The 18,958-nt window shown below is 72.5% G+C and carries 13 protein-coding genes; 9 read left to right on the plus strand and 4 right to left on the minus strand.

Going from position 1 to position 18,958, the window contains the following annotated elements; translation table 11 throughout:
* The first annotated feature begins 153 nt into the window (after positions 1-153).
* Positions 154-495 carry a DUF1330 domain-containing protein gene (locus OG435_RS13280; RefSeq protein WP_266877028.1) on the plus strand — a complete coding sequence of 114 codons (342 nt, stop codon included), beginning with the start codon at positions 154-156 and terminating at the stop codon, positions 493-495.
* Between the two features lie 88 nt (positions 496-583).
* Here the strand turns inward: OG435_RS13280 and OG435_RS13285 are convergent, their stop codons facing one another.
* Entirely contained in the window at positions 584-973 is a 390-nt protein-coding gene (locus OG435_RS13285; RefSeq protein ID WP_266877029.1) for an ATP-binding protein, read from the minus strand.
* A gap of 148 nt (positions 974-1,121) precedes the next feature.
* Between OG435_RS13285 and OG435_RS13290 the strand changes: the two genes are divergently transcribed.
* The 3 genes from OG435_RS13290 to OG435_RS13300 all read left to right on the plus strand — a co-directional run bounded on the left by OG435_RS13290 (position 1,122) and on the right by OG435_RS13300 (position 3,918).
* Positions 1,122-1,670 (plus strand): GntR family transcriptional regulator, encoded by a 549-nt coding sequence (locus OG435_RS13290; protein ID WP_266877030.1) that lies wholly within the window; start codon positions 1,122-1,124, stop codon positions 1,668-1,670.
* Positions 1,667-2,449, plus strand: a complete 783-nt coding sequence (locus tag OG435_RS13295; protein ID WP_266877031.1) for a GntR family transcriptional regulator — start codon at positions 1,667-1,669, stop codon at positions 2,447-2,449. Before OG435_RS13290 ends, OG435_RS13295 begins: the two co-directional genes overlap by 4 nt.
* A 242-nt stretch (positions 2,450-2,691) precedes the next feature.
* Complete coding sequence (locus tag OG435_RS13300) at positions 2,692-3,918, plus strand: IS110 family transposase (protein WP_266875563.1); 1,227 nt, start codon at positions 2,692-2,694, stop codon at positions 3,916-3,918.
* Between the two features lie 353 nt (positions 3,919-4,271).
* On the opposite strand, the gene OG435_RS13305 is transcribed toward OG435_RS13300, so the two are convergent.
* From OG435_RS13305 to OG435_RS13315, 3 genes are all read right to left on the minus strand, one after another.
* Positions 4,272-5,732 (minus strand): glutamate synthase subunit beta, encoded by a 1,461-nt coding sequence (locus OG435_RS13305; RefSeq protein WP_266877032.1) that lies wholly within the window; start codon positions 5,730-5,732, stop codon positions 4,272-4,274.
* Entirely contained in the window at positions 5,725-10,266 is a 4,542-nt protein-coding gene (gltB, locus tag OG435_RS13310; protein ID WP_266881700.1) for a glutamate synthase large subunit, read from the minus strand. Before gltB ends, OG435_RS13305 begins: the two co-directional genes overlap by 8 nt.
* Before the next feature lie 376 nt (positions 10,267-10,642).
* Positions 10,643-11,374, minus strand: a complete 732-nt coding sequence (locus OG435_RS13315; RefSeq protein WP_266877033.1) for a VIT1/CCC1 transporter family protein — start codon at positions 11,372-11,374, stop codon at positions 10,643-10,645.
* 279 nt (positions 11,375-11,653) lie between these two features.
* On the opposite strand from OG435_RS13315, the gene OG435_RS13320 reads away from it, so the two are divergent.
* The 5 genes from OG435_RS13320 (at position 11,654) to rbsK (ending at position 18,861) form a co-directional block, all read left to right on the plus strand.
* Positions 11,654-12,640: an ADP-ribosylglycohydrolase family protein gene (locus OG435_RS13320; RefSeq protein ID WP_266877034.1), complete on the plus strand. Its 987-nt coding sequence runs from the start codon at positions 11,654-11,656 to the stop codon at positions 12,638-12,640.
* Between the two features lie 1,124 nt (positions 12,641-13,764).
* A complete protein-coding gene (locus tag OG435_RS13325; RefSeq protein ID WP_430625755.1) occupies positions 13,765-15,027 on the plus strand; it encodes an ADP-ribosylglycohydrolase family protein in 1,263 nt (420 codons plus the stop codon).
* Entirely contained in the window at positions 15,024-16,232 is a 1,209-nt protein-coding gene (locus OG435_RS13330; protein WP_266877035.1) for an ADP-ribosylglycohydrolase family protein, read from the plus strand. The genes OG435_RS13325 and OG435_RS13330 overlap by 4 nt, the downstream gene beginning before the upstream one ends.
* Positions 16,233-16,378: 146 nt before the next feature.
* Positions 16,379-17,959, plus strand: coding sequence for an ADP-ribosylglycohydrolase family protein (locus OG435_RS13335; protein ID WP_430625625.1), 1,581 nt, complete (start codon positions 16,379-16,381; stop codon positions 17,957-17,959).
* Positions 17,956-18,861, plus strand: coding sequence for a ribokinase (rbsK, locus tag OG435_RS13340; RefSeq protein WP_266877037.1), 906 nt, complete (start codon positions 17,956-17,958; stop codon positions 18,859-18,861). Before OG435_RS13335 ends, rbsK begins: the two co-directional genes overlap by 4 nt.
* The last annotated feature ends 97 nt before the right edge of the window (positions 18,862-18,958 follow it).

Raw genomic sequence — 18,958 nt, forward strand, 5'->3', positions numbered from 1 at the left:
GCCCGGCACACCCACTCAGCGGGATCGCTCACCGGGGCGCCTGACCGCCGTTCCTCGACCTCGCCGCCATTACCTCTGCGGTCATCGCACCGCCCGACCGGCCTCGGCTACGTTCGCGGTCATCGCCCACCCCCGGAACGAAGGAGCCCCGTGGTGCCCGCTTACGGCTTCGCCCATCTCCGCAGCCGCCGGAATCACTCCGACGTCATCGAGTACCTGGAGCGCATCCAGGCGACCCTCGACCCCTTCGCAGGCCACTTCGTCATCCACGGTCCGCCGACCGAAATCGTCGAGGGCAGTTGGCCCGGCAGTATGGTTCTGATCGAGTTCCCCGGCCTTGCCGAAGCCCGTGCCTGGTACGACTCTCCGGCCTACCGGGCCATCCTGCGCCTGCGCACCGACCACATCGAAGGCGACCTCCTGCTGATCGAAGGCGTCGGCCCGAACTACGACCCGGCCGAACGAGCCCGCAAGCTGCGAGCAGCCGCCGACTGAGCGAGCCGGTCCGACCACCCCGGAACGCCACAACGCCCGCCACCCCTGGTCGGGGACGTGGCGGGCGTCGTATCAACCGTCACTCACCTCAGGCCGAAGCCAGCTTGAACCCGGCCCAGACCGCCTTGCCCACCCGCTCGTCACGGATCTGGAACTCGTCCGCGAGCTCAGCCACCAACCAGAGCCCCCGGCCGCTCCGGGCACCACGGTCGGGCTGCTGCACGACGGGGGAACCCGGGCCGCTGTCGCGCACTTCGATCATCACGATCCCGCCCTCCCGCTCCAGACGCACGGAGAACTCCCGCCCCAGCGGGACCCCGTGCAGTACGGCATTCGTGGCGAGCTCGGACACGCAGAGCCGTATGTCGTCGCGCCGCTCGGACACACCCCAATCGCCAAGCGTGTCACCTACAAACTGACGGGCCGCGCACACCGAGGCACGGGCCCGAGGGAACCGCTGCTGCCGGGACAAGGACATAGCACCCCACCGCCTTAACGCTGAGCTTCCAAGGCCTCACAGAACGTATCGCTATTCGCGAAAAGCGGCAAGGTTTGCAGGCTGGGATAGCGCAGAAGTGTCGCTTAACGTGGGCACCGGCAGAGAGCGACGGACACCAGGAGGCACCGTGAGTGGCAGCGGATGGACCAGCACGTCGATGCCGTACCTGACCCCTCGCGCCGACGGGGACTCCGACGCCTGGACCGCCGAGGCCGCCGCCTCGGGCCGTCGCGGCGCGCAGCGCATCCTGCACGCCGGCGAGGTCCGCGCCCCGACCGAAGTCGCCCGGATGCTCGGCCTACCGACCGGGGAGAACGTCGTCGTCCGCCGCCGGATCATCGAACTCGACGGCGAGCCGACCGAATTGACCGACACCTATTACCCTGCCGACATCGCCGCGGGCACCCCTCTGGCCGGAACGGCGAAGATCCGGGGTGGCGCCGTGACTCTGATGGCCGGGCTCGGACACATCGGCGCACGAGCCGTCGAAAATGTGACAGCGCGGATGCCCGGTCCCGAGGAGCGGGAGCACCTACGCCTCGGGCCGGTCGATCCGGTCCTCCAACTCGCCCGTACGACTTACAACTCGGCGGGCCGACCGATCCAGGCCGACGTGATGATCATGCCCGCCGGACGCCAGCAGTTGCGGTACGAGATCGACATCGAGGTCGCATGACCCTGTCCAGTTCCGCAGCCGCGGGCCCCGACCCCCGTCCGCTCCACGCCCGCATCGCCGCCGACCTGCGGGACGAGATCATGAGCGGCGACCTCGCACCGGGATCGAAGCTGCCTTCGACCTCGCGGATGAAATCCCGGTTCGACGCCTCCAACGCAACGATCCAGAAGGCCGTCCAGCTCCTCAAGGACGAGGGGCTCGTCCTTGGCCGTGCGGGCGCGGCAGTGACCGTACGGGACACCCGGCAGCGGACCGTTCGCCCGGCAGGCTCCCTCGCACCGGCCGTGGACGGGGCGGCCTACCCGTGGCTCGCCGAAGCATCGGAACCGGCCCGCGCAGCTCACAGCACCCTGCTGGCGGTGGAAGAGGTGCCCGCCGCCGGTGATGTCGCTGCCGCGCTCGGCCTCCCGGAGGGCAGCCCGGCCGTGTGCAGGCGCCAGCTGATCACCATCGAGGACGAACCCGCCGAGCTGGTGAGCTCGTACTACCCGCCGGCCCTCGCACGCGGCACGGCGCTCGCGGAGACCCGCCGGATCCGGGGCGGCACTCCGACCCTGCTGACGGAACTCGGGTTCGCGCCCCGCCGGAGCGTGGACCGGCTCTCCGCCCGGGTCGCGACGCAGGAGCAGTACACCGCCCTACGGCTGCCCGGCGACCTGCCCGTCCTGCGGACCCTCCGTACGGTGTACGGCGAGGACGGGCGACCGATCGAAGTCACCGTGATGGTGAAGGCAGGCCATCTGTACGAGCTCCAGTACGAGTTCACACCCGAAGCCTAATGGGACGTATCGGGTCGTAGAGACTTGATGTTGTAGCCGCCAGCAGGTGAGCACTTCCGATGCCGGAGCCGTTCGAGTTCTGTGGTCAGACCGTGCCCCTGCTGGTCGGCCGGGAGGCCATGACCGCTGATGGGATGGCGTGCCCGCCCACGGGCGTGAGCACTGGATCCATTAGGCCGCGTGCCGTGCCTTCCGCAGGCTGCTGTGCAACTGAACGAACGGATACGAGCGGGAGAGAACTGTTGCTGCTGATCGGTGACGACTGGGCCGAAGACCATCACGATGTCGAGGTCCAGGACGGGACGGGCCGCAAGCTGGCCGTCGCGACCCTGCCCGAGGGGGTGGAGGGCATCGCGAAACTGCACGCGCTCATCGCGAAGTACGGTGGCGCGGATGTGGACTCCGCCGAGGTGGTGGTGGGGATCGAGACCGATCGCGGCCCGTGGGTGCAGGCCCTGATCGCCTCCGGCTACCAGGTGTTCGCGATCAACCCGAGGCAGGTCAACCGGTTCAAGGAACGCTACGGAACCTCCGGCGCCAAGAGCGATAAAGGCGATGCGCACGCGCTGGCAGACATGGTCCGTATCGACCGTGACCAGTTGCGGCCCGTCGCTGGAGACAGCGAGCAGGCCCAGGCCGTGAAGGTCGTCGCCCGTGCCCACCAGACACTGATCTGGGAACGCACCCGCACCTTCCAGCGGCTGCGCAATACGCTGCGCGAGTACTTCCCCGCGGCCCTGGACGCCTACGCCGACTTGGCGCTGACCAGCACGGACGCACTGGAGCTGCTGATCAAGGCGCCCACGCCCGCCACCGCGGCGAAGCTGACGCGCCCCCAGATCACCGCGGTCCTGACCCGCCACCGCCGGCACAACCGGCCCCAGAAAGCCGCCACGATCCAGACCGCGCTGCGAGAAGAACACCTCGGTCTGCCCGAACCGGTGACCGCCGCCTACGCGGCCGCCGCGACAGCCCACGCGCGCCTGCTGATCAGTCTGAACGAGCAGATAGCCGAGCTCGAAAGGCAGGTGAAGGCACATTTTCTTGAGCACCCGGACGCTGAGATCTACCTCTCGATGCCCGGCATCGCGGAGATCACCGGCGCCCGGGTGCTCGCCGAGTTCGGGGACGACCCCACCCGCTACGACAACGCGAAGGCCCGCAAGAACTACGCCGGGACCAGCCCTATCACCCGGGCCTCCGGCAAGAGCCACACCGTCCAGGCCCGCTACGTCCGCAACAACCGCCTCGCCTCGGCCCTGCAACTCCAGGCGTTCTCCGCGCTGAACACCTCACCCGGCGCCCGCCGCTACTACGACAAGCAGCGCGCCCGCGACGCCGGCTACAACCCTGCCCTCCGCCAGGTCGGAAACCGCCTCGTCGGCATCCTCCACGGATGCCTCAAAACCCGCACCCACTACGACGAAGCAACCGCCTGGTCACACCACGCCCAGCTCTATCCCTCTTGACATGAAACGGCATGGGATGTCTGACCACCCCGGAACGCCACAACGCCCGCCACCCCTGGTCGGGGACGTGGCGGGCGCTGTGTCGGAGTGCCGCACTTCGTTGTGCGGACCGAATGAGGGGTCCCGGCCGAAGCCGGGGGTACTGCGAAACCTCAAGCCACCACCCGACGGCCGGAGGCCGGCGCAGCCGGGCGAAGCCCGGGAGGCCGCCTGCGGCCGAGCGGTACGCGAGCACGGCGTCCAGAAGGAGTCGTGGCGGGCGCTGTGTCGGAGTGCCGCACTTCGTTGTGCGGACCGAATGAGGGGTCCCGGCCGAAGCCGGGGGTACTGCGGGTCAGGCAGGGTGCTGCAGGTCAGACGGTGATCGAGCGGTCCGTCGGCTTGACCGGGTACGGGAGGGCGCTGGTGCCGGTCAGGAAGCGGTCCACGCCGCGGGCGGCCGAGCGGCCTTCCGCGATGGCCCAGACGATCAACGACTGGCCGCGGCCGGCGTCGCCGGCGACGAAGACGCCGTCCACGTTGGTCGCGTAGGAGGCGTCGCGCTCGATGTTGCCGCGGGCGTCCATCGCCAGGCCGAACTGCGCCGTCAGGCCGTTCTCCTGGTCGGTGCCGGTGAAGCCCATCGCCAGGGTGACCAGCTGCGCGGGGAGGACGCGCTCGGTGCCGGGCTTCTGGACGAGCTTGCCGTCCTCGAAGGCGACCTCGACCAGGTGGAGGGCCTGGACGTTGCCGTCCTCGTCGCCCTCGAAGTGGGTGGTGGAGACGGAGTAGATCCGCTCGCCGCCCTCCTCGTGAGCAGAGGTGACCTTGTACAGCATGGGGAAGGTCGGCCAGGGCTGGCCGGCCGGCCGGTCCTCGGAGGGACGCGGCATGATCTCCAGCTGCGTGACCGAGGCCGCGCCCTGGCGGTGGGCGGTGCCCACGCAGTCCGCGCCGGTGTCGCCGCCGCCGATGACGACCACGTGCTTGCCCTCGGCCGTGATGGGGGGCGCCATGAAGTCGCCCTCCTGGACCTTGTTCGCGAGGGGGAGGTACTCCATCGCGAAGTGGATGCCGTTCAGGTCGCGTCCCGGGACCGGGAGGTCGCGGGAGATCGTCGCGCCCGCCGCGATGACGACCGCGTCGAACCGCTTGCGCAGGTCGGTGGCGGTGATGTCACGGCCGACCTCGATGCCGGTACGGAACTTGGTGCCCTCCGCGCGCATCTGCTCGATGCGGCGGTTGATGTGCACCTTCTCCATCTTGAACTCGGGGATGCCGTAGCGCAGCAGCCCGCCGATGCGGTCGGCGCGCTCGTACACCACCACGGTGTGGCCGGCCCGGGTCAGCTGCTGGGCCGCGGCGAGACCCGCCGGGCCGGAGCCGATGACCGCGGCGGTCTTGCCCGACAGGCGCTCGGGCGCCTGCGGGGTGACGTCGCCGTTGTCCCACGCCTTGTCGATGATCGAGACTTCGACGTTCTTGATGGTGACGGCCGGCTGGTTGATGCCGAGCACGCACGCCGACTCGCAGGGAGCCGGGCACAGCCGCCCGGTGAACTCCGGGAAGTTGTTCGTCGCGTGCAGACGCTCGGAAGCCGCGGTCCAGTCCTCGCGGTACGCGAAGTCGTTCCACTCGGGGATCAGGTTCCCGAGCGGGCAGCCGTTGTGGCAGAACGGGATGCCGCAGTCCATGCAGCGGCCGGCCTGCTTGCTGATGATCGGCAGCAGCGAGCCCGGAACGTAGACCTCGTTCCAGTCCCCCAGGCGCTCGGCCACAGGACGGGTGCAGGCGGTCTCGCGCGGGGTGGTGAGGAAGCCCTTCGGGTCAGCCATTGGTCGCCGTCTCCATCATCTTCTCCGTGGTCTCGGACTCGGAGAGTCCGGCGAGCTCAGCGGCGTCCTTGGCGGCGAGCACTGCCTTGTACGTGGTCGGGATGATCTTGCTGAAGCGAGCCGCCGAGGCGGTCCAGTCAGCCAGGAGCTTCGCGGCCACGGTCGAGCCGGTCTCCTCCTCGTGGCGGCGCACCACATCGTGCAGCCACTGGGAGTCGGTGTCGGTGAGGGCCTCGACCGCGCCCGTGTTGCCGACGTTGACGTTGTCCGGGTCGAGGTCGATGACGTACGCGACGCCGCCCGACATGCCCGCCGCGAAGTTGCGGCCCGTCTCGCCGAGGACGACCGCGGTGCCGCCGGTCATGTACTCGCAGCCGTGGTCGCCCACGCCTTCCGAGACGACCAGGGCGCCGGAGTTGCGGACGCAGAAGCGCTCGCCGGTGCGGCCGCGCAGGAACAGCTCGCCGCCGGTGGCGCCGTAGCCGATCGTGTTGCCCGCGATGGTCGAGTACTCGGCCAGGTGCTCGGCGCCGCGGTCGGGACGGACCACGACACGGCCGCCGGAGAGGCCCTTGCCGACGTAGTCGTTGGCGTCGCCCTCGAGGCGCAGCGTCACACCGCGCGGGAGGAAGGCGCCGAAGGACTGGCCGGCGGAGCCGGTGAAGGTCAGGTCGATGGTGTTGTCGGGCAGGCCCGCGCCACCGAACTTCTTCGTGACCTCGTGGCCGAGCATGGTGCCGACCGTGCGGTTGATGTTGCGGATCGCGACCTGGGCGCGGACCGGCTGCGCGATCTCGGCCGAGTCGGCGTTCAGCGCGTCCGAGGCGAGGCGGATGAGCTCGTTGTCGAGCGCCTTCTCCAGACCGTGGTCCTGCTCGATCAGGGCGTGGCGGACCGCACCCTCGGGCAGCTCCGGCACGTAGAAGAGCGGCTCCAGGTCGAGACCCTGCGCCTTCCAGTGCGTGACGGCCTTGCTGGTGTCGAGGAGCTCGGCGTGGCCGACGGCCTCCTCGATGGTGCGGAAGCCCAGCTCGGCGAGGAGCTCGCGCACCTCCTCCGCGATGAACTCGAAGAAGTTGACGACGAACTCAGGCTTGCCGGAGAAACGGTCGCGCAGGACCGGGTTCTGGGTGGCGATGCCGACCGGGCAGGTGTCCAGGTGGCAGACGCGCATCATGACGCAGCCGGAGACGACGAGCGGCGCGGTCGCGAAACCGAACTCCTCGGCGCCGAGCAGCGCGGCGATGATGACGTCGCGGCCGGTCTTGAGCTGGCCGTCCGTCTGGACCACGATGCGGTCGCGCAGCCCGTTGAGCAGCAGGGTCTGCTGGGTCTCGGCGAGGCCGAGCTCCCAGGGACCGCCCGCGTGCTTCAGGGACGTCAGAGGAGACGCGCCCGTACCGCCGTCGTGGCCGGAGATGAGGACGACGTCCGCGTGGGCCTTGGAGACACCGGCCGCGACCGTACCCACGCCGACCTCGGAGACCAGCTTCACGTGGATGCGGGCGACCGGGTTGGCGTTCTTGAGGTCGTGGATCAGCTGAGCCAGGTCCTCGATGGAGTAGATGTCGTGGTGCGGCGGCGGGGAGATCAGGCCGACACCCGGGGTGGAGTGCCGGGTCTTGGCAACCCACGGGTAGACCTTGTGGCCGGGCAGCTGGCCGCCCTCGCCGGGCTTGGCACCCTGCGCCATCTTGATCTGGATGTCGTCCGCGTTGACCAGGTACTCGCTCGTGACACCGAAGCGGCCGGAGGCGACCTGCTTGATGGAGGAGCGGCGCGCCGGGTCGTACAGGCGGTCCGGGTCCTCGCCGCCCTCACCGGTGTTGGACTTGGCGCCCAACTGGTTCATGGCGATGGCGAGGGTCTCGTGCGCCTCCTTGGAGATGGAGCCGTACGACATGGCGCCGGTGGAGAAGCGCTTGACGATGTCGGCGACCGACTCGACCTCGTCGATGGAGATCGGCTGACGGTCCTCGCTCTTGAACCCGAAGAGCCCGCGGAGCGTCATCAGGCGCTCGGACTGCTCGTTCACCCGGTCCGTGTACTGCTTGAAGATGTCGTACCGGCGGTTGCGCGTGGCGTGCTGCAGGCGGAAGACCGTGTCCGGGTCGAACAGGTGCGGCTCGCCCTCGCGGCGCCACTGGTACTCGCCGCCGATCTCCAGCGCGCGGTGCGTGGCCGCGATGCCGGAGGCCGGGTACGCCTTGGTGTGGCGCGCGGCCACCTCCTTGGCGATGACGTCCAGGCCGGCGCCGCCGATCTTGGTGGCGGTGCCCGCGAAGTACGCCGCGACGAACTCCTCGTTCAGGCCGACGGCCTCGAAGACCTGCGCGCCGCGGTAGGAGGCGACGGTGGAGATGCCCATCTTGGACATGACCTTCAGGACGCCCTTGCCGAGCGCGTAGATCAGGTTCTTGATGGCCTGCTCCGGCTCCAGGCCGGTCAGGAAGGTACCGGCGCGCAGGAGGTCCTCGACGGACTCCATGGCGAGGTACGGGTTGACCGCGGCGGCGCCGTAGCCGATGAGCAGCGCGACGTGGTGGACCTCGCGGACGTCGCCGGCCTCGATCAGCAGACCCACCTGGGTGCGCTGCTTGGTGGCGATGAGGTGGTGGTGCACGGCGGAGGTGAGCAGCAGCGACGGGATCGGCGCGTGCTCGGCGTCGGAGTGACGGTCCGAGAGGACGATCAGGTGCGCGCCGTTCTCGATGGCCGCGTCGACCTCGCCGCGGATCTCCTCGATGCGGGCGGCCAGCGCCTCGCCGCCGCCCGAGACCCGGTAGAGGCCCGAGAGGGTGGCGGCCTTCATGCCCGGCATGTCGCCGTCGGCGTTGACGTGGATGAGCTTGGCCAGCTCGTCGTTGTCGATCACCGGGAACGGCAGCGTGACGCTGCGGCAGGACGCGGCGGTCGGCTCCAGCAGGTTGCCCTGCGGGCCGAGCGAGGACAGCAGCGAGGTGACGAGCTCCTCGCGGATGGCGTCCAGCGGCGGGTTGGTGACCTGCGCGAAGAGCTGGGTGAAGTAGTCGAAGAGCAGCCGGGGGCGCTCGGACAGGGCCGCGATCGGGGAGTCCGTACCCATGGAGCCGAGCGGCTCGCCGGCGGTACGGGCCATCGGCGCGAGGATGACGCGGAGCTCTTCCTCGGTGTAGCCGAAGGTCTGCTGGCGGCGGGTGACCGAGGCGTGGGTGTGCACGATGTGCTCACGCTCGGGCAGGTCCGTCAGCTCGATCTCGCCCGTCTCCAGCCATTCGGCGTACGGGTGCTCGGCGGCCAGCGCGTCCTTGATCTCGTCGTCTTCGATGATCCGCTTCTGGGCGGTGTCGACGAGGAACATCTTGCCGGGCTGCAGGCGGCCCTTGCGGACGACCTTGGCCGGGTCGATGTCCAGGACGCCGACCTCGGAGGAGAGCACGACGAAGTCGTCGTCGGTGACCCAGTAGCGGCCGGGGCGCAGACCGTTGCGGTCGAGGACCGCGCCGACCTGGGTGCCGTCGGTGAAGGTGACGCAGGCGGGGCCGTCCCACGGCTCCATCTGCGTGGAGTGGTACTTGTAGAACGCGCGGCGGGCTGGCGACATGGAGGTGTGGTTCTCCCACGCCTCCGGGATCATCATCAGCACGCTGTGCGGCAGGGACCGGCCGCCGAGGTGGAGCAGCTCCAGGACCTCGTCGAAGGAGGCCGAGTCGGAGGCGTCCGGGGTGCAGATCGGGAAGATCCGCTCGAGGGCGCCCTCGCCGAAGAGGCCGGAGGCCAGCTGGGACTCGCGGGCCTTCATCCAGTTCCGGTTGCCCTTGACCGTATTGATCTCGCCGTTGTGCGCGACGAAGCGGTACGGGTGGGCCAGCGGCCACGACGGGAAGGTGTTCGTCGAGAACCGGGAGTGGACCAGGGCGATCGCGGAGGCGAAGCGGCGGTCGGAGAGGTCCGGGAAGAACGGCTCCAGCTGGCCGGTGGTCAGCATGCCCTTGTAGACGATCGTGCGGGCGGAGAGCGAGGGGAAGTAGACCCCGGCCTCGCGCTCGGCGCGCTTGCGCAGCACGAAGGCCTTGCGGTCCAGCTCGATGCCGGTCGTCCCGTTGCTCACGAAGAGCTGCGAGAAGGCCGGCATGGTGGCGCGGGCGCCGTTGCCGAGCAGGTCGGGGGTGACCGGGACCTCGCGCCAGCCGAGAACCGTGAGGTTCTCCTCGGCGGCGATGGCCTCGATCTGCTCCACGGCGACGGCCTGTGCGGTGCCGTCGGCGGGGAGGAAGGCGATGCCGACGGCGTACGCGCCGGCCTCGGGAAGGTCGAAACCGGCCACCTCGCGCAGGAACGCGTCGGGGACCTGGGAGAGGATGCCGGCGCCGTCGCCCGAGTCGGGCTCGGATCCGGTGGCGCCTCGGTGCTCGAGGTTCCGCAATACGGTCAGCGCCTGCTCGACCAGCGTGTGGCTGGCCTCGCCGGTGAGGTTGGCCACAAAGCCGACGCCACAGGCGTCGTGCTCGTTGCGCGGGTCGTACATGCCCTGCTGGGCGGGGCGACCGTCCATGGGCGACCAGGCGGTGTTGCTGAGGCCGGTCGCGGAGTGCGTGGATGCGGAACGCATCGGCTCTCCCGTCGTCGTCGTGGCATATGTGCATAGCCGAGGGACGACGTTGGCCCTCTGCGAAATTTCGTGCAGATTACATGATGACGACAATCCCGAGAAGCGGATATGTCATTCCAACATGCGGACACTGCACGGAGCAGACAAGAGGGGACTTTCGCAGGTGCCCGACTCTCGGGACACGGGACGAAGGTCCCGCAACGGGGCGGGCCTCATTGCCCGGCGCCCAGGGTCTGATGCCCGGCGGACACAGGATCGAAACCGCCGAGTAACTGACTACTTATGTTGTCTACTGCATAGTGTCTCACTCTCCGCGCGGTCAGCCTACGGCGCCACCGATCCAGGTTCCCAGGATGTACGTCACACCCGCGGCGGCGCCACCCAGGACGAGCTGGCGCATCCCGCTGTACCACCAGGACCGGGCCGTGACCCGGGAGACCACCGCGCCGCAGGCGAAGAGACCCAGCAGTGCGAGCAGGACCGCCGGCCACAGGGTGACCGCTCCGAGCAGGTACGGGAGCAGCGGGATCAGCGCGCCGAGGGCGAAGGACCCGAAGGAGGACACGGCCGCGACCATCGGCGACGGCAGGTCGTCCGGGTCGATCCCGAGCTCCTCGCGGGCGTGGATCTCCAGCGCCTGCTCCGGGTCGCGGGACAGCTGCATGGCCACCTCGCGGGCCAGCGCCGGCTCGACGCCTCGCGAGACGTAGAGCTCGGCCAGCTCCTCCATCTCGTCGATGGGGTGCTTGCGCAACTGCTGGCGTTCTATGTCCAGTTCGGCGAGGACGAGCTCGCGCTGCGAGGCGACCGAGGTGTACTCCCCCGCCGCCATGGAGAAGGCTCCGGCGGCGAGGCCGGCCAGGCCGGTGACGACGATGACGTGCGGGGCGACGGCGCCCCCGGCCACGCCGGTCATCAGGGCGAGGTTGGAGACGAGCCCGTCCATCGCACCGAAGACCGCCGGGCGCAGCCATCCGCCGTTGACGTCACGGTGGGTGTGGTTGTCGCGGTGGGCGGTGTGAAGCGGCGCTTCGATATCGATGATGGACATACCGGCTATCTCCTCTTTTGTACGAGTGAGCGCACAGAGCTGTGCCGTGCACGACGCGCGGACACCCACTCCCCCTGAACTCCTCGAAACTACGCACGATTTCCGCCGCCCGCCAGCAAGGAAGGCCGTACTTACCTGGGGTTTTGGGGATCGGCGACCGGGTGACGGGGACCTGCGGCGGGTGTTTCGCAACGAGCGACAAACCACATGCCATGGCACAAATCCCCCAAGGGCTCAATATGAGTTCCATCCAAGTGGGAGAGGCGCGCCATGGAGCTGATGAAGCAGATTGCATGCAATCCGCAGGTCCTCCTCGAACGGGCCCGGGGTGCTCTTCTCGGACTCGCGGTGGGTGACGCGCTGGGCGCCCCCGCGGAGAACATGAAGCCGTCGGAGATCCGTGCGAAGTGGGGCCGGATCGAGGGCTTCGTCTCGGACGACCCGGCGGGCACGGACGACACCGAGTACGCGATCTTCTCGGGCCTGCTGCTGGCCCGCCACGGATCGGCGCTGACGGTCGCCCACGTCGAACGGGCGTGGCACCACTGGATCGCCGACCTGGACGAGGGCCCGTTCCGCGGCGCGGGCTTCTCGGAGCGCGGCACCCTGGAGAACCTCCGCCGGGGCCTGGCGGCCCCCATCTCCGCGCAGCACCGGCACGCCTGGTCGGACGGTCTGGCCATGCGGGCGGCCCCCTTCGGCGTCTTCTCGGCGGGCCGGCCCGCCGAAGCCGCCCGGCTGGTCGCCATCGACGGCTGCGTCAGCCACGACGGCGAGGGCATCTACGGCGGCCAGGCCGTCGCGGCGGGGGTCGCGGCGGCGATGGCCGGCGGCTCCGCGGCCTCCGTCATCTCGGCCGCCCTCTCCGTCATCCCCTCCGACTCCTGGACGGCCCGCTCCCTGCGCCGGGCCGTGACGGCCGCCCCGCGCGGCGAGCGGGCGGTCCGCTCGGCGGTGGTCATCGGCGGCTACCCCTGGACGGACCTGGCCCCGGAGGCGGTGGGCCTCGCCTTCGGCGCGTTCGCCGCGTGCGGCGGCGACTTCGCCGGCTCCGTCCTCATGGCGGTCAACATGGGCCGCGACGCGGACACCACGGCCGCCGTCGCGGGCGCGCTCGCCGGAGCGATGTCCGGCGCCCCCGCCATCCCGGCCGCCTGGTCCTCGGCGATCGGCCCGGTCCGCGGAAGCTGCCTCCCCTCGATGCGCGGCTACCACGTCCTGGACATCGCGGACCTCCTCACTCCGGAAACCGAGACCCCCCGATGACCCTGACCCCCACCACCCCGCCCCCACCCCAGGAAGCCAACCCCCTGACGGGCCCTCCGCGCCCGTCCCCGGAGGACTCCGCCGGGCCCGAGCGGTCCCGGGAGGGCTACACACCGACCGGGCAGCCCCGACGTGGCGACGCCCTCACCGAACCGGCCCCGGAGGGCGACGCACCGGACGGGCAGACCCCACGAGGCAACGCCCCGACCGGGCCGGGCCCGGAGGGCGACCCCAAGCCCGAGCGCGCCCGGCAGGGCGACACCCTCACCGAGCTGGCCCCGGAGGGCAACGCACCGACCGGGCAGACCCCACGGGGCGACGCCCTCACCGGGCCGGGCAGGGGGCCCGCCGGTACGCCGGTGCCCCGGTTCCTTCGAGCCGCGACCGCGGTACGGGGCAACGCCGCCCCCGGGGCCGCGGAGGTGCCGGCCGCGCCGGTCCGGGGGCCCGGGGGCCTGCCCCCGGTTTCGGGAAGGGGCGGGTACGGGGAGAGTCCCCCCGCCCCGCACGACGCCCCGCCGCGCACGCAGGCCCGTACCGCCGACGCGCTCGAGGCCCCCGGCCAGGAAACCGGGGGCCACACCCCGCCCCCGCACGGGCCCGCCACCGGCCGGGAAACCCCGCCGAGCGGGACGCCACAGCCGTGCACCCCGGGGGCCGCCTCCGGCCCGGTCACCACCCCGTTGGGGGCCACGTCCAGCCCGGTCACCACCCCCACGGGCGCCCTCTCCGGCCCGGTCACCACCCCCACGGGGACCACGTCCAGCCCGCACACCACCCCCACGGGCGCCTCCTCCGGCCCGCACACCACCCCCACGGGGGCCCTCTCCGGCCCGGTCACCACCCCCACGGGGGCCTCGTCCCGCTCGCACACCGCCCCCACGGGCGCTCTCTCCGGCCCGGTCACCACCCCCGCGGGGACCACGTCCAGCCCGCACACCACCCCCGTGGGGGCTACGCCCAGCCCGCACACCACCCCCGTAGGCGCCGCCTCCGGCCCGCACACCACCCCCACAGAGGCCGCCCCCGGCCAGCGCGCCACCCCGCCCTACCCATCGACCCGCACCGCCCCGCCAGGGCCCTGGGCCACCCCCGGCCCCGCGGCCCGCACCGCCCCGGCGGAGGTGACGGGCGGCCCGCTCACCGCCCCGTCGGGACCCGCCCCGCGGGACGCGCAGGCCCGTACGACCACGGCCACCGCCCCCCAGGCCGAGGCGTCCCCCGGCCCCCGCCGCATCGAGGGCCTGCTCCTCGGGCTCGCCGCGGGCGACGCCGCCGGATGGCCCGCGGCCCGCCACCGCGCCAGCCGCATGCCCGAGTGGACCCGCCGCCTCACCCGCGAGCTCGACACCTTCGCGGAGCAGAACGCCACCACCACCCTCCCCGTCCCCATCGCCCTCAACCAGCCCCCGGAACCCCTGCGGCTGGGGCCGAGTGACGACGCCGAGTGGGCCGCCTTCGCCGCCGAGTCCGTCCTCACCGCCGCCGGCGTGCTGCTCAGCGACCTCTCCCGGTCCCGCCGCATGCGCGCCGCCATCGACCTCGCCTGGAACGCCCTGGCCAGCGAGGTCGCCGCGGCAGCGGAACGCGCGCCCGAGGTCGAGTCCGCCGTCCTGCCCCTCCGTGCCCGGATCTCCGTCCGCGCCGGCCTCGGCAACCTCGCCGCCGGCCTGCGTCCGCCCGCCACCGGCCACGACAACCCGCACTACTTCGACGACGCCGCCTGCATCCGCGCCTGCGTCCTCGCCGTCGTCCATCCCGGGGACCCCGAGGCCGCCGCGGACCTCGCGGAGTTCGACGCCCGCTACACGCAGGACGGCGACGGGGTCCACGGCGCCCGCGCCATGGCCGCCGCCATCGCCACCGCCCTCGCGGGCAGCGGAACCTGCACGGCCTCCGACACCGACGCGGCCGTCGACGCCGCCCTCGCGCAGCTCCCGGAGTCCACCGAGATCGGCCGCAACGCCCGGCACGCGGTGAAACTCGCCCGAGCCGAGACGAGCGGCGGGACCGGCGGAGCCTTCGCCATCGTCCCGCTCCTGGAGCACCAGATCGTCGACCACGTCTACAGCTACGGCATCGCCGCCGCGGAAACCGTCCCCGTGGCCCTGGCCCTCGCCACCGCCGCCCGCGGCCGGGTCGGCGAGGCGGTCCCGGCCGCCGCCTGCCTGTCGCGCGTCGCGGACTCCGCCCCCGCCCTCGCCGGCGCGCTGACCGGCGCGCTCGGCGGCGGCGACTCGCTCCCCGCCGCCTGGCGCGAAGCGTGCCGCACCCTCTCCGGCTGCGCCCTCCCCCGCCTCGCGGGCACCGACCTCGTCGAACTGGCCGCGTTGCTCACCCGTACGGAACTCACCTCACCCAAGCCCCAAGGAAAGCCCCGGACATGACGACCCTGACCCCCGTGGACCCCACCCCCCACACCACCTCGCCCACCACCTCGACCACCACCTCCCCCACCCTGGACGACCGGATCACCGGCGCCCTCGTCGGCGCGGCCGTCGGCGACGCGCTGGGCGGCCCGGTGGAGGGCTGGACCCCGGAACAGATCGTGGAGCGGCACGGCGGCCGGGTACGCGGCATCGTCGGCCCGTGGCACGAGGACTGGCGTACGGCCCGCCCGATCGCCCCGTACCACAAGGGCGACGGCCACGTCACCGACGACACCCTGATGACGCACGCGCTGGTACGGGTCTACGAGGCCGTACGGGACCACCTGGACGCCTACGCGATCGCCGAGCACCTGGTCCCGGACCTGATGACGACCCCCCGCTGGATCCCCGAACTGGAGGCGGAGGCCCTCCCCCTCCAGCGGATCTTCCTCGCCGAGAAGTGGATCGTGACCCGGCTGCACTACGCGCACGCGGACCCGCGGGAGGCGGGCAGCGGCAACATCGTCAACTGCGGCGCGGCGATGTACATGGCGCCGGTGGGCCTCGTCAACGCGGGCCATCCGGCCGGGGCGTACGCGGAGGCGCTGGACGTCACCGGCGCGCACCAGTCCTCGTACGGGCGGGAGGCGGCGGGCGTGTTCGCGGCGGCGGTCGCGGCGGCCTGCGTGCCGGGCGCCACCGCCTCCTCCGTGGTCGAAACGGCCCTCTCCCTGGCCAAGGACGGCACCCGCGCGGCCATCGCGGCGGTCTGCGAAGTCGCCGCCCGCCACCGGGACTTCGAGTCGGCGCTGGCCCCGCTCCGGGCGGCGGTCGCCCCGTACGACTCGGTCGGCCCGGACTACCGCAACCCGTCCCTGGGCGCACGGCGCCCCTCCCGCCTGCACTCCATCGAGGAACTCCCCATCGCCCTGGGCATGTTGCTCGTCGCGGACGGCTGCTACGAGACCTCCGTGCTCGGCGCGGTCAACTACGGCCGGGACTGCGACTCCATCGCCACCATGGCCGGTGCGATCGCGGGCGCCCTGTCGGGCGGGGCGGCGGTCCCGCCCGCCTGGGCGGACCGGGTCGCCGAGGCCAGCCGCCTGGACCTGCACGCCCCGGCGTCCGCCCTGGCCGCGGTGACCCGGGAGATCTTCACCCGCGACCACTCCCGCCGCCGCACCCACGAAGCCGCCTTCGCCACCCTGACGGCCCCCCGATGACCCCCACCTCCCCAACCCCGCCCGCTCCCCCGGCCACACCCACGGCCCCGCCGCCCTCTCGGGCCCAGGCCACGACCGGGACCGGGACCGGGACCGCGGCAGGGGCCGGGACCGCGGCAGGGGCCGGGACAGGCCGGCTGACCTGGGTGCAGCCCGAGGATCTGGTCGGACACGAGTTCCGGCAGGCCGCCGAGGACGGCCGCGGGGAGGCCGCGGAGCCGCTGCTGCGCGTCTGGCTCGCCGCGGGCGGCCACCTCGCCCCGGCCCGGGCGGGCGCCTCCCCCACCCCGGCCCCGCCGGAACTCCGCGCCCTCGCCACCGACCTCCTGACGGCCCTCGCGGCCCTCCCCCACCCCACCTCCGACACGGAACAAGCCCCCTGGGCCACCCCCACCCCGGGGTCCAGGGGCCTGCCCCCGGTTTCGGAAAGGGGCGGGGTGGGGGAACTCTCCCCCACCGGAGCCGCCGGCACCCGCACCCGGACCCCCAGCCCCGCGGCCGCAGCAAGGGCCGAGCCAGAACCCAGGGCAAAGGCCGGCCCCAGCCCCGCAAGCCCCGCCTCCGCCGGAGCCGGAGCCGGAGCCGAAGACGGAGGAGCCGAAGCCGCCGCCCGAGCGGTCAAGCCCGCCCCCCGGGCCAAGGCGTCCGCCCCCGACCCCGCCCTGCGCCGCCGCCTGGAGGCGGCATGGCTGGGCCGCGCCGTCGGGTGCGTGCTCGGGAAGCCCGTGGAGAAGCTGCCCCTGCACGGGATCCGGGCCCTGGCGCGGGCCGCCGGGAACTGGCCGCTCGCCGACTGGTTCACCGAGCGCGGCGTACCACCGGAGGTACTCGCCGCCCACCCCTGGAACCGCCGCTCCGCGCCCACCTCCCTCGCCGAGAACATCGACGGCACCCCCGAGGACGACGACCTCAACTACCCCCTCCTCGGCCTGCTGCTCCTCCAGCGCCACGGCAAGGCCTTCACCACCGCCGACGTCGGCCGGCTCTGGCTCGACGAGCTGCCGGCAGGCCGTACGTTCACGGCCGAGCGGGTCGCGTACCGCAATCTCCTCCAGGGGCTGGAGCCCCCCGCCACCGCCACCCACCACAACCCCTTCCGCGAATGGATCGGCGCACTGATCCGCGCCGACGTCCACGGCTGGACCAACCCGGGCGATCCGGCCGCCGCCGCGGCCCAGGCGCACCGGGACGCCGCCCTCACCCACACCGGCAACGGCGCCCACGCCGCCGCGTTCGTGGCCGCCGCCACCGCCGCCGCGGCCACCGGCCGGGCCGACGTGCACACGGCGCTCCGGGCCGGTCTGGCCGTCGTACCGCCCCGTTCCCGCCTCGCCGAGGCCGTCCGCTTCGGGATCGGGACCGCCTCCGACGCGCGCGCCACCGGCACCGACTTCGATGGCGTCGTCGACCTGCTCCACGCCCGCTACGGCCACTACCACTGGGTCCACGCCGTCCCCAACACCGCCGTGATCGCCGCCTCCCTCACCCACGCCGACGGGGACTTCACCCACTCCGTCTGCCGCGCCGTGTCCGGCGGCTGGGACACCGACTCCAACGGCGCCACCGCCGGCGCCCTCGCCGGACTGGTCGCCGGCTCCCCCGACGCCCTCCCGCACCGCTGGACGGCCCCGCTGAAGAACCGCCTCGCCACCACCGTTCCCGGCTTCGACGGCATCGGCTTCGACGCCCTCGCCCACCTCACCGCACAGGAGGCAGCCCGCTCATGACGGCCATCGCCGTGCTCGGCAGTACCAACATGGACCTCGTCGCCTACGTCTCCAAGGCCCCCCGCCTCGGCGAGACCGTCACCGGCCGCGAATTCCGCACGGTCCCCGGCGGGAAGGGTGCCAACCAGGCCGTCGCCGCCGCCCGCTGCGGCGCGGAGGTGGTGATGATCGGCGCGGTCGGGGCCGACGAGTTCGGCGTACGGCTGCGCTCCGCGCTCACCGGCGCCGGGGTCGGGACGACGGCCCTGCGCACCGTCGAGGGCGCCAGCGGCACCGCGCACATCACCGTGGACGACGAGGGCGGCAACAGCATCATCGTCATCCCCGGCGCCAACGCCCTCGTCACCTCCCTGGAACCGGGCGACGAAGGCCGCATCGGCGCCGCCGACTCCCTGCTCCTCCAGCTCGAACTGCCCCTGGAGGCGGTGCTCGCCGGCGCGCTGGCCGCCCGCGCCCACGGCGTACGGACCGTCCTCACTCCGGCCCCCGCCCAGCCGCTGCCCGCCGAACTCCTCGCCGCGACGGACCTGCTGGTGCCCAACGAGCACGAGGCCGCCGCCCTCACCGGGCTCACCGACGTGCACCTGGCCGCGGCCGCCCTGCTCCAGGACGTGCCGGAGGTGGTCGTCACCCTCGGCGCGGCCGGGGTGCTGTACGCCGCCCGCGGCCGCGAGTCCCTGACCGTGCCCGCGCCACGCGTACGGGCCGTGGACACCACCGCCGCCGGGGACACCTTCGTCGGCGCGCTCGCCGTGGCCCTGGGCGAGGGCCGGCCGATGCGCAGCGCCCTCGCCTGGGCCTCGTGTGCCGCCGCCCTGTCGGTACAGCGCCCCGGCGCCCAGGACTCGATGCCGACCCGTGCCGAGGTCGTCGCATTCGCGGCCGGACAGGATGTCCGCTGATGACCGAACCCCTCTCCGCACCCCGAACCGGCTCCGGATCCGGCGGCCGGGGCCGCGCATCCGTCTCCGGGCCGCACCCCTCTTCCGGAGCCGCCTC

The sequence above is a fragment of the Streptomyces sp. NBC_01264 genome (assembly GCF_026340675.1).
Lineage (GTDB): Bacteria > Actinomycetota > Actinomycetes > Streptomycetales > Streptomycetaceae > Streptomyces.

Coding starts and splice junctions, on each gene's coding strand:
- OG435_RS13285 (WP_266877029.1), bottom strand. CDS start 973: ATGTCCTTGTCCCGGCAGCAGCGGTTCCCTCGGGCCCGTGCCTCGGTG.
- OG435_RS13295 (WP_266877031.1), top strand. CDS start 1,667: ATGACCCTGTCCAGTTCCGCAGCCGCGGGCCCCGACCCCCGTCCGCTC.
- OG435_RS13305 (WP_266877032.1), bottom strand. CDS start 5,732: ATGGCTGACCCGAAGGGCTTCCTCACCACCCCGCGCGAGACCGCCTGC.
- gltB (WP_266881700.1), bottom strand. CDS start 10,266: ATGGACGGTCGCCCCGCCCAGCAGGGCATGTACGACCCGCGCAACGAG.
- OG435_RS13315 (WP_266877033.1), bottom strand. CDS start 11,374: ATGTCCATCATCGATATCGAAGCGCCGCTTCACACCGCCCACCGCGAC.
- OG435_RS13320 (WP_266877034.1), top strand. CDS start 11,654: ATGAAGCAGATTGCATGCAATCCGCAGGTCCTCCTCGAACGGGCCCGG.
- OG435_RS13330 (WP_266877035.1), top strand. CDS start 15,024: ATGACGACCCTGACCCCCGTGGACCCCACCCCCCACACCACCTCGCCC.
- rbsK (WP_266877037.1), top strand. CDS start 17,956: ATGACGGCCATCGCCGTGCTCGGCAGTACCAACATGGACCTCGTCGCC.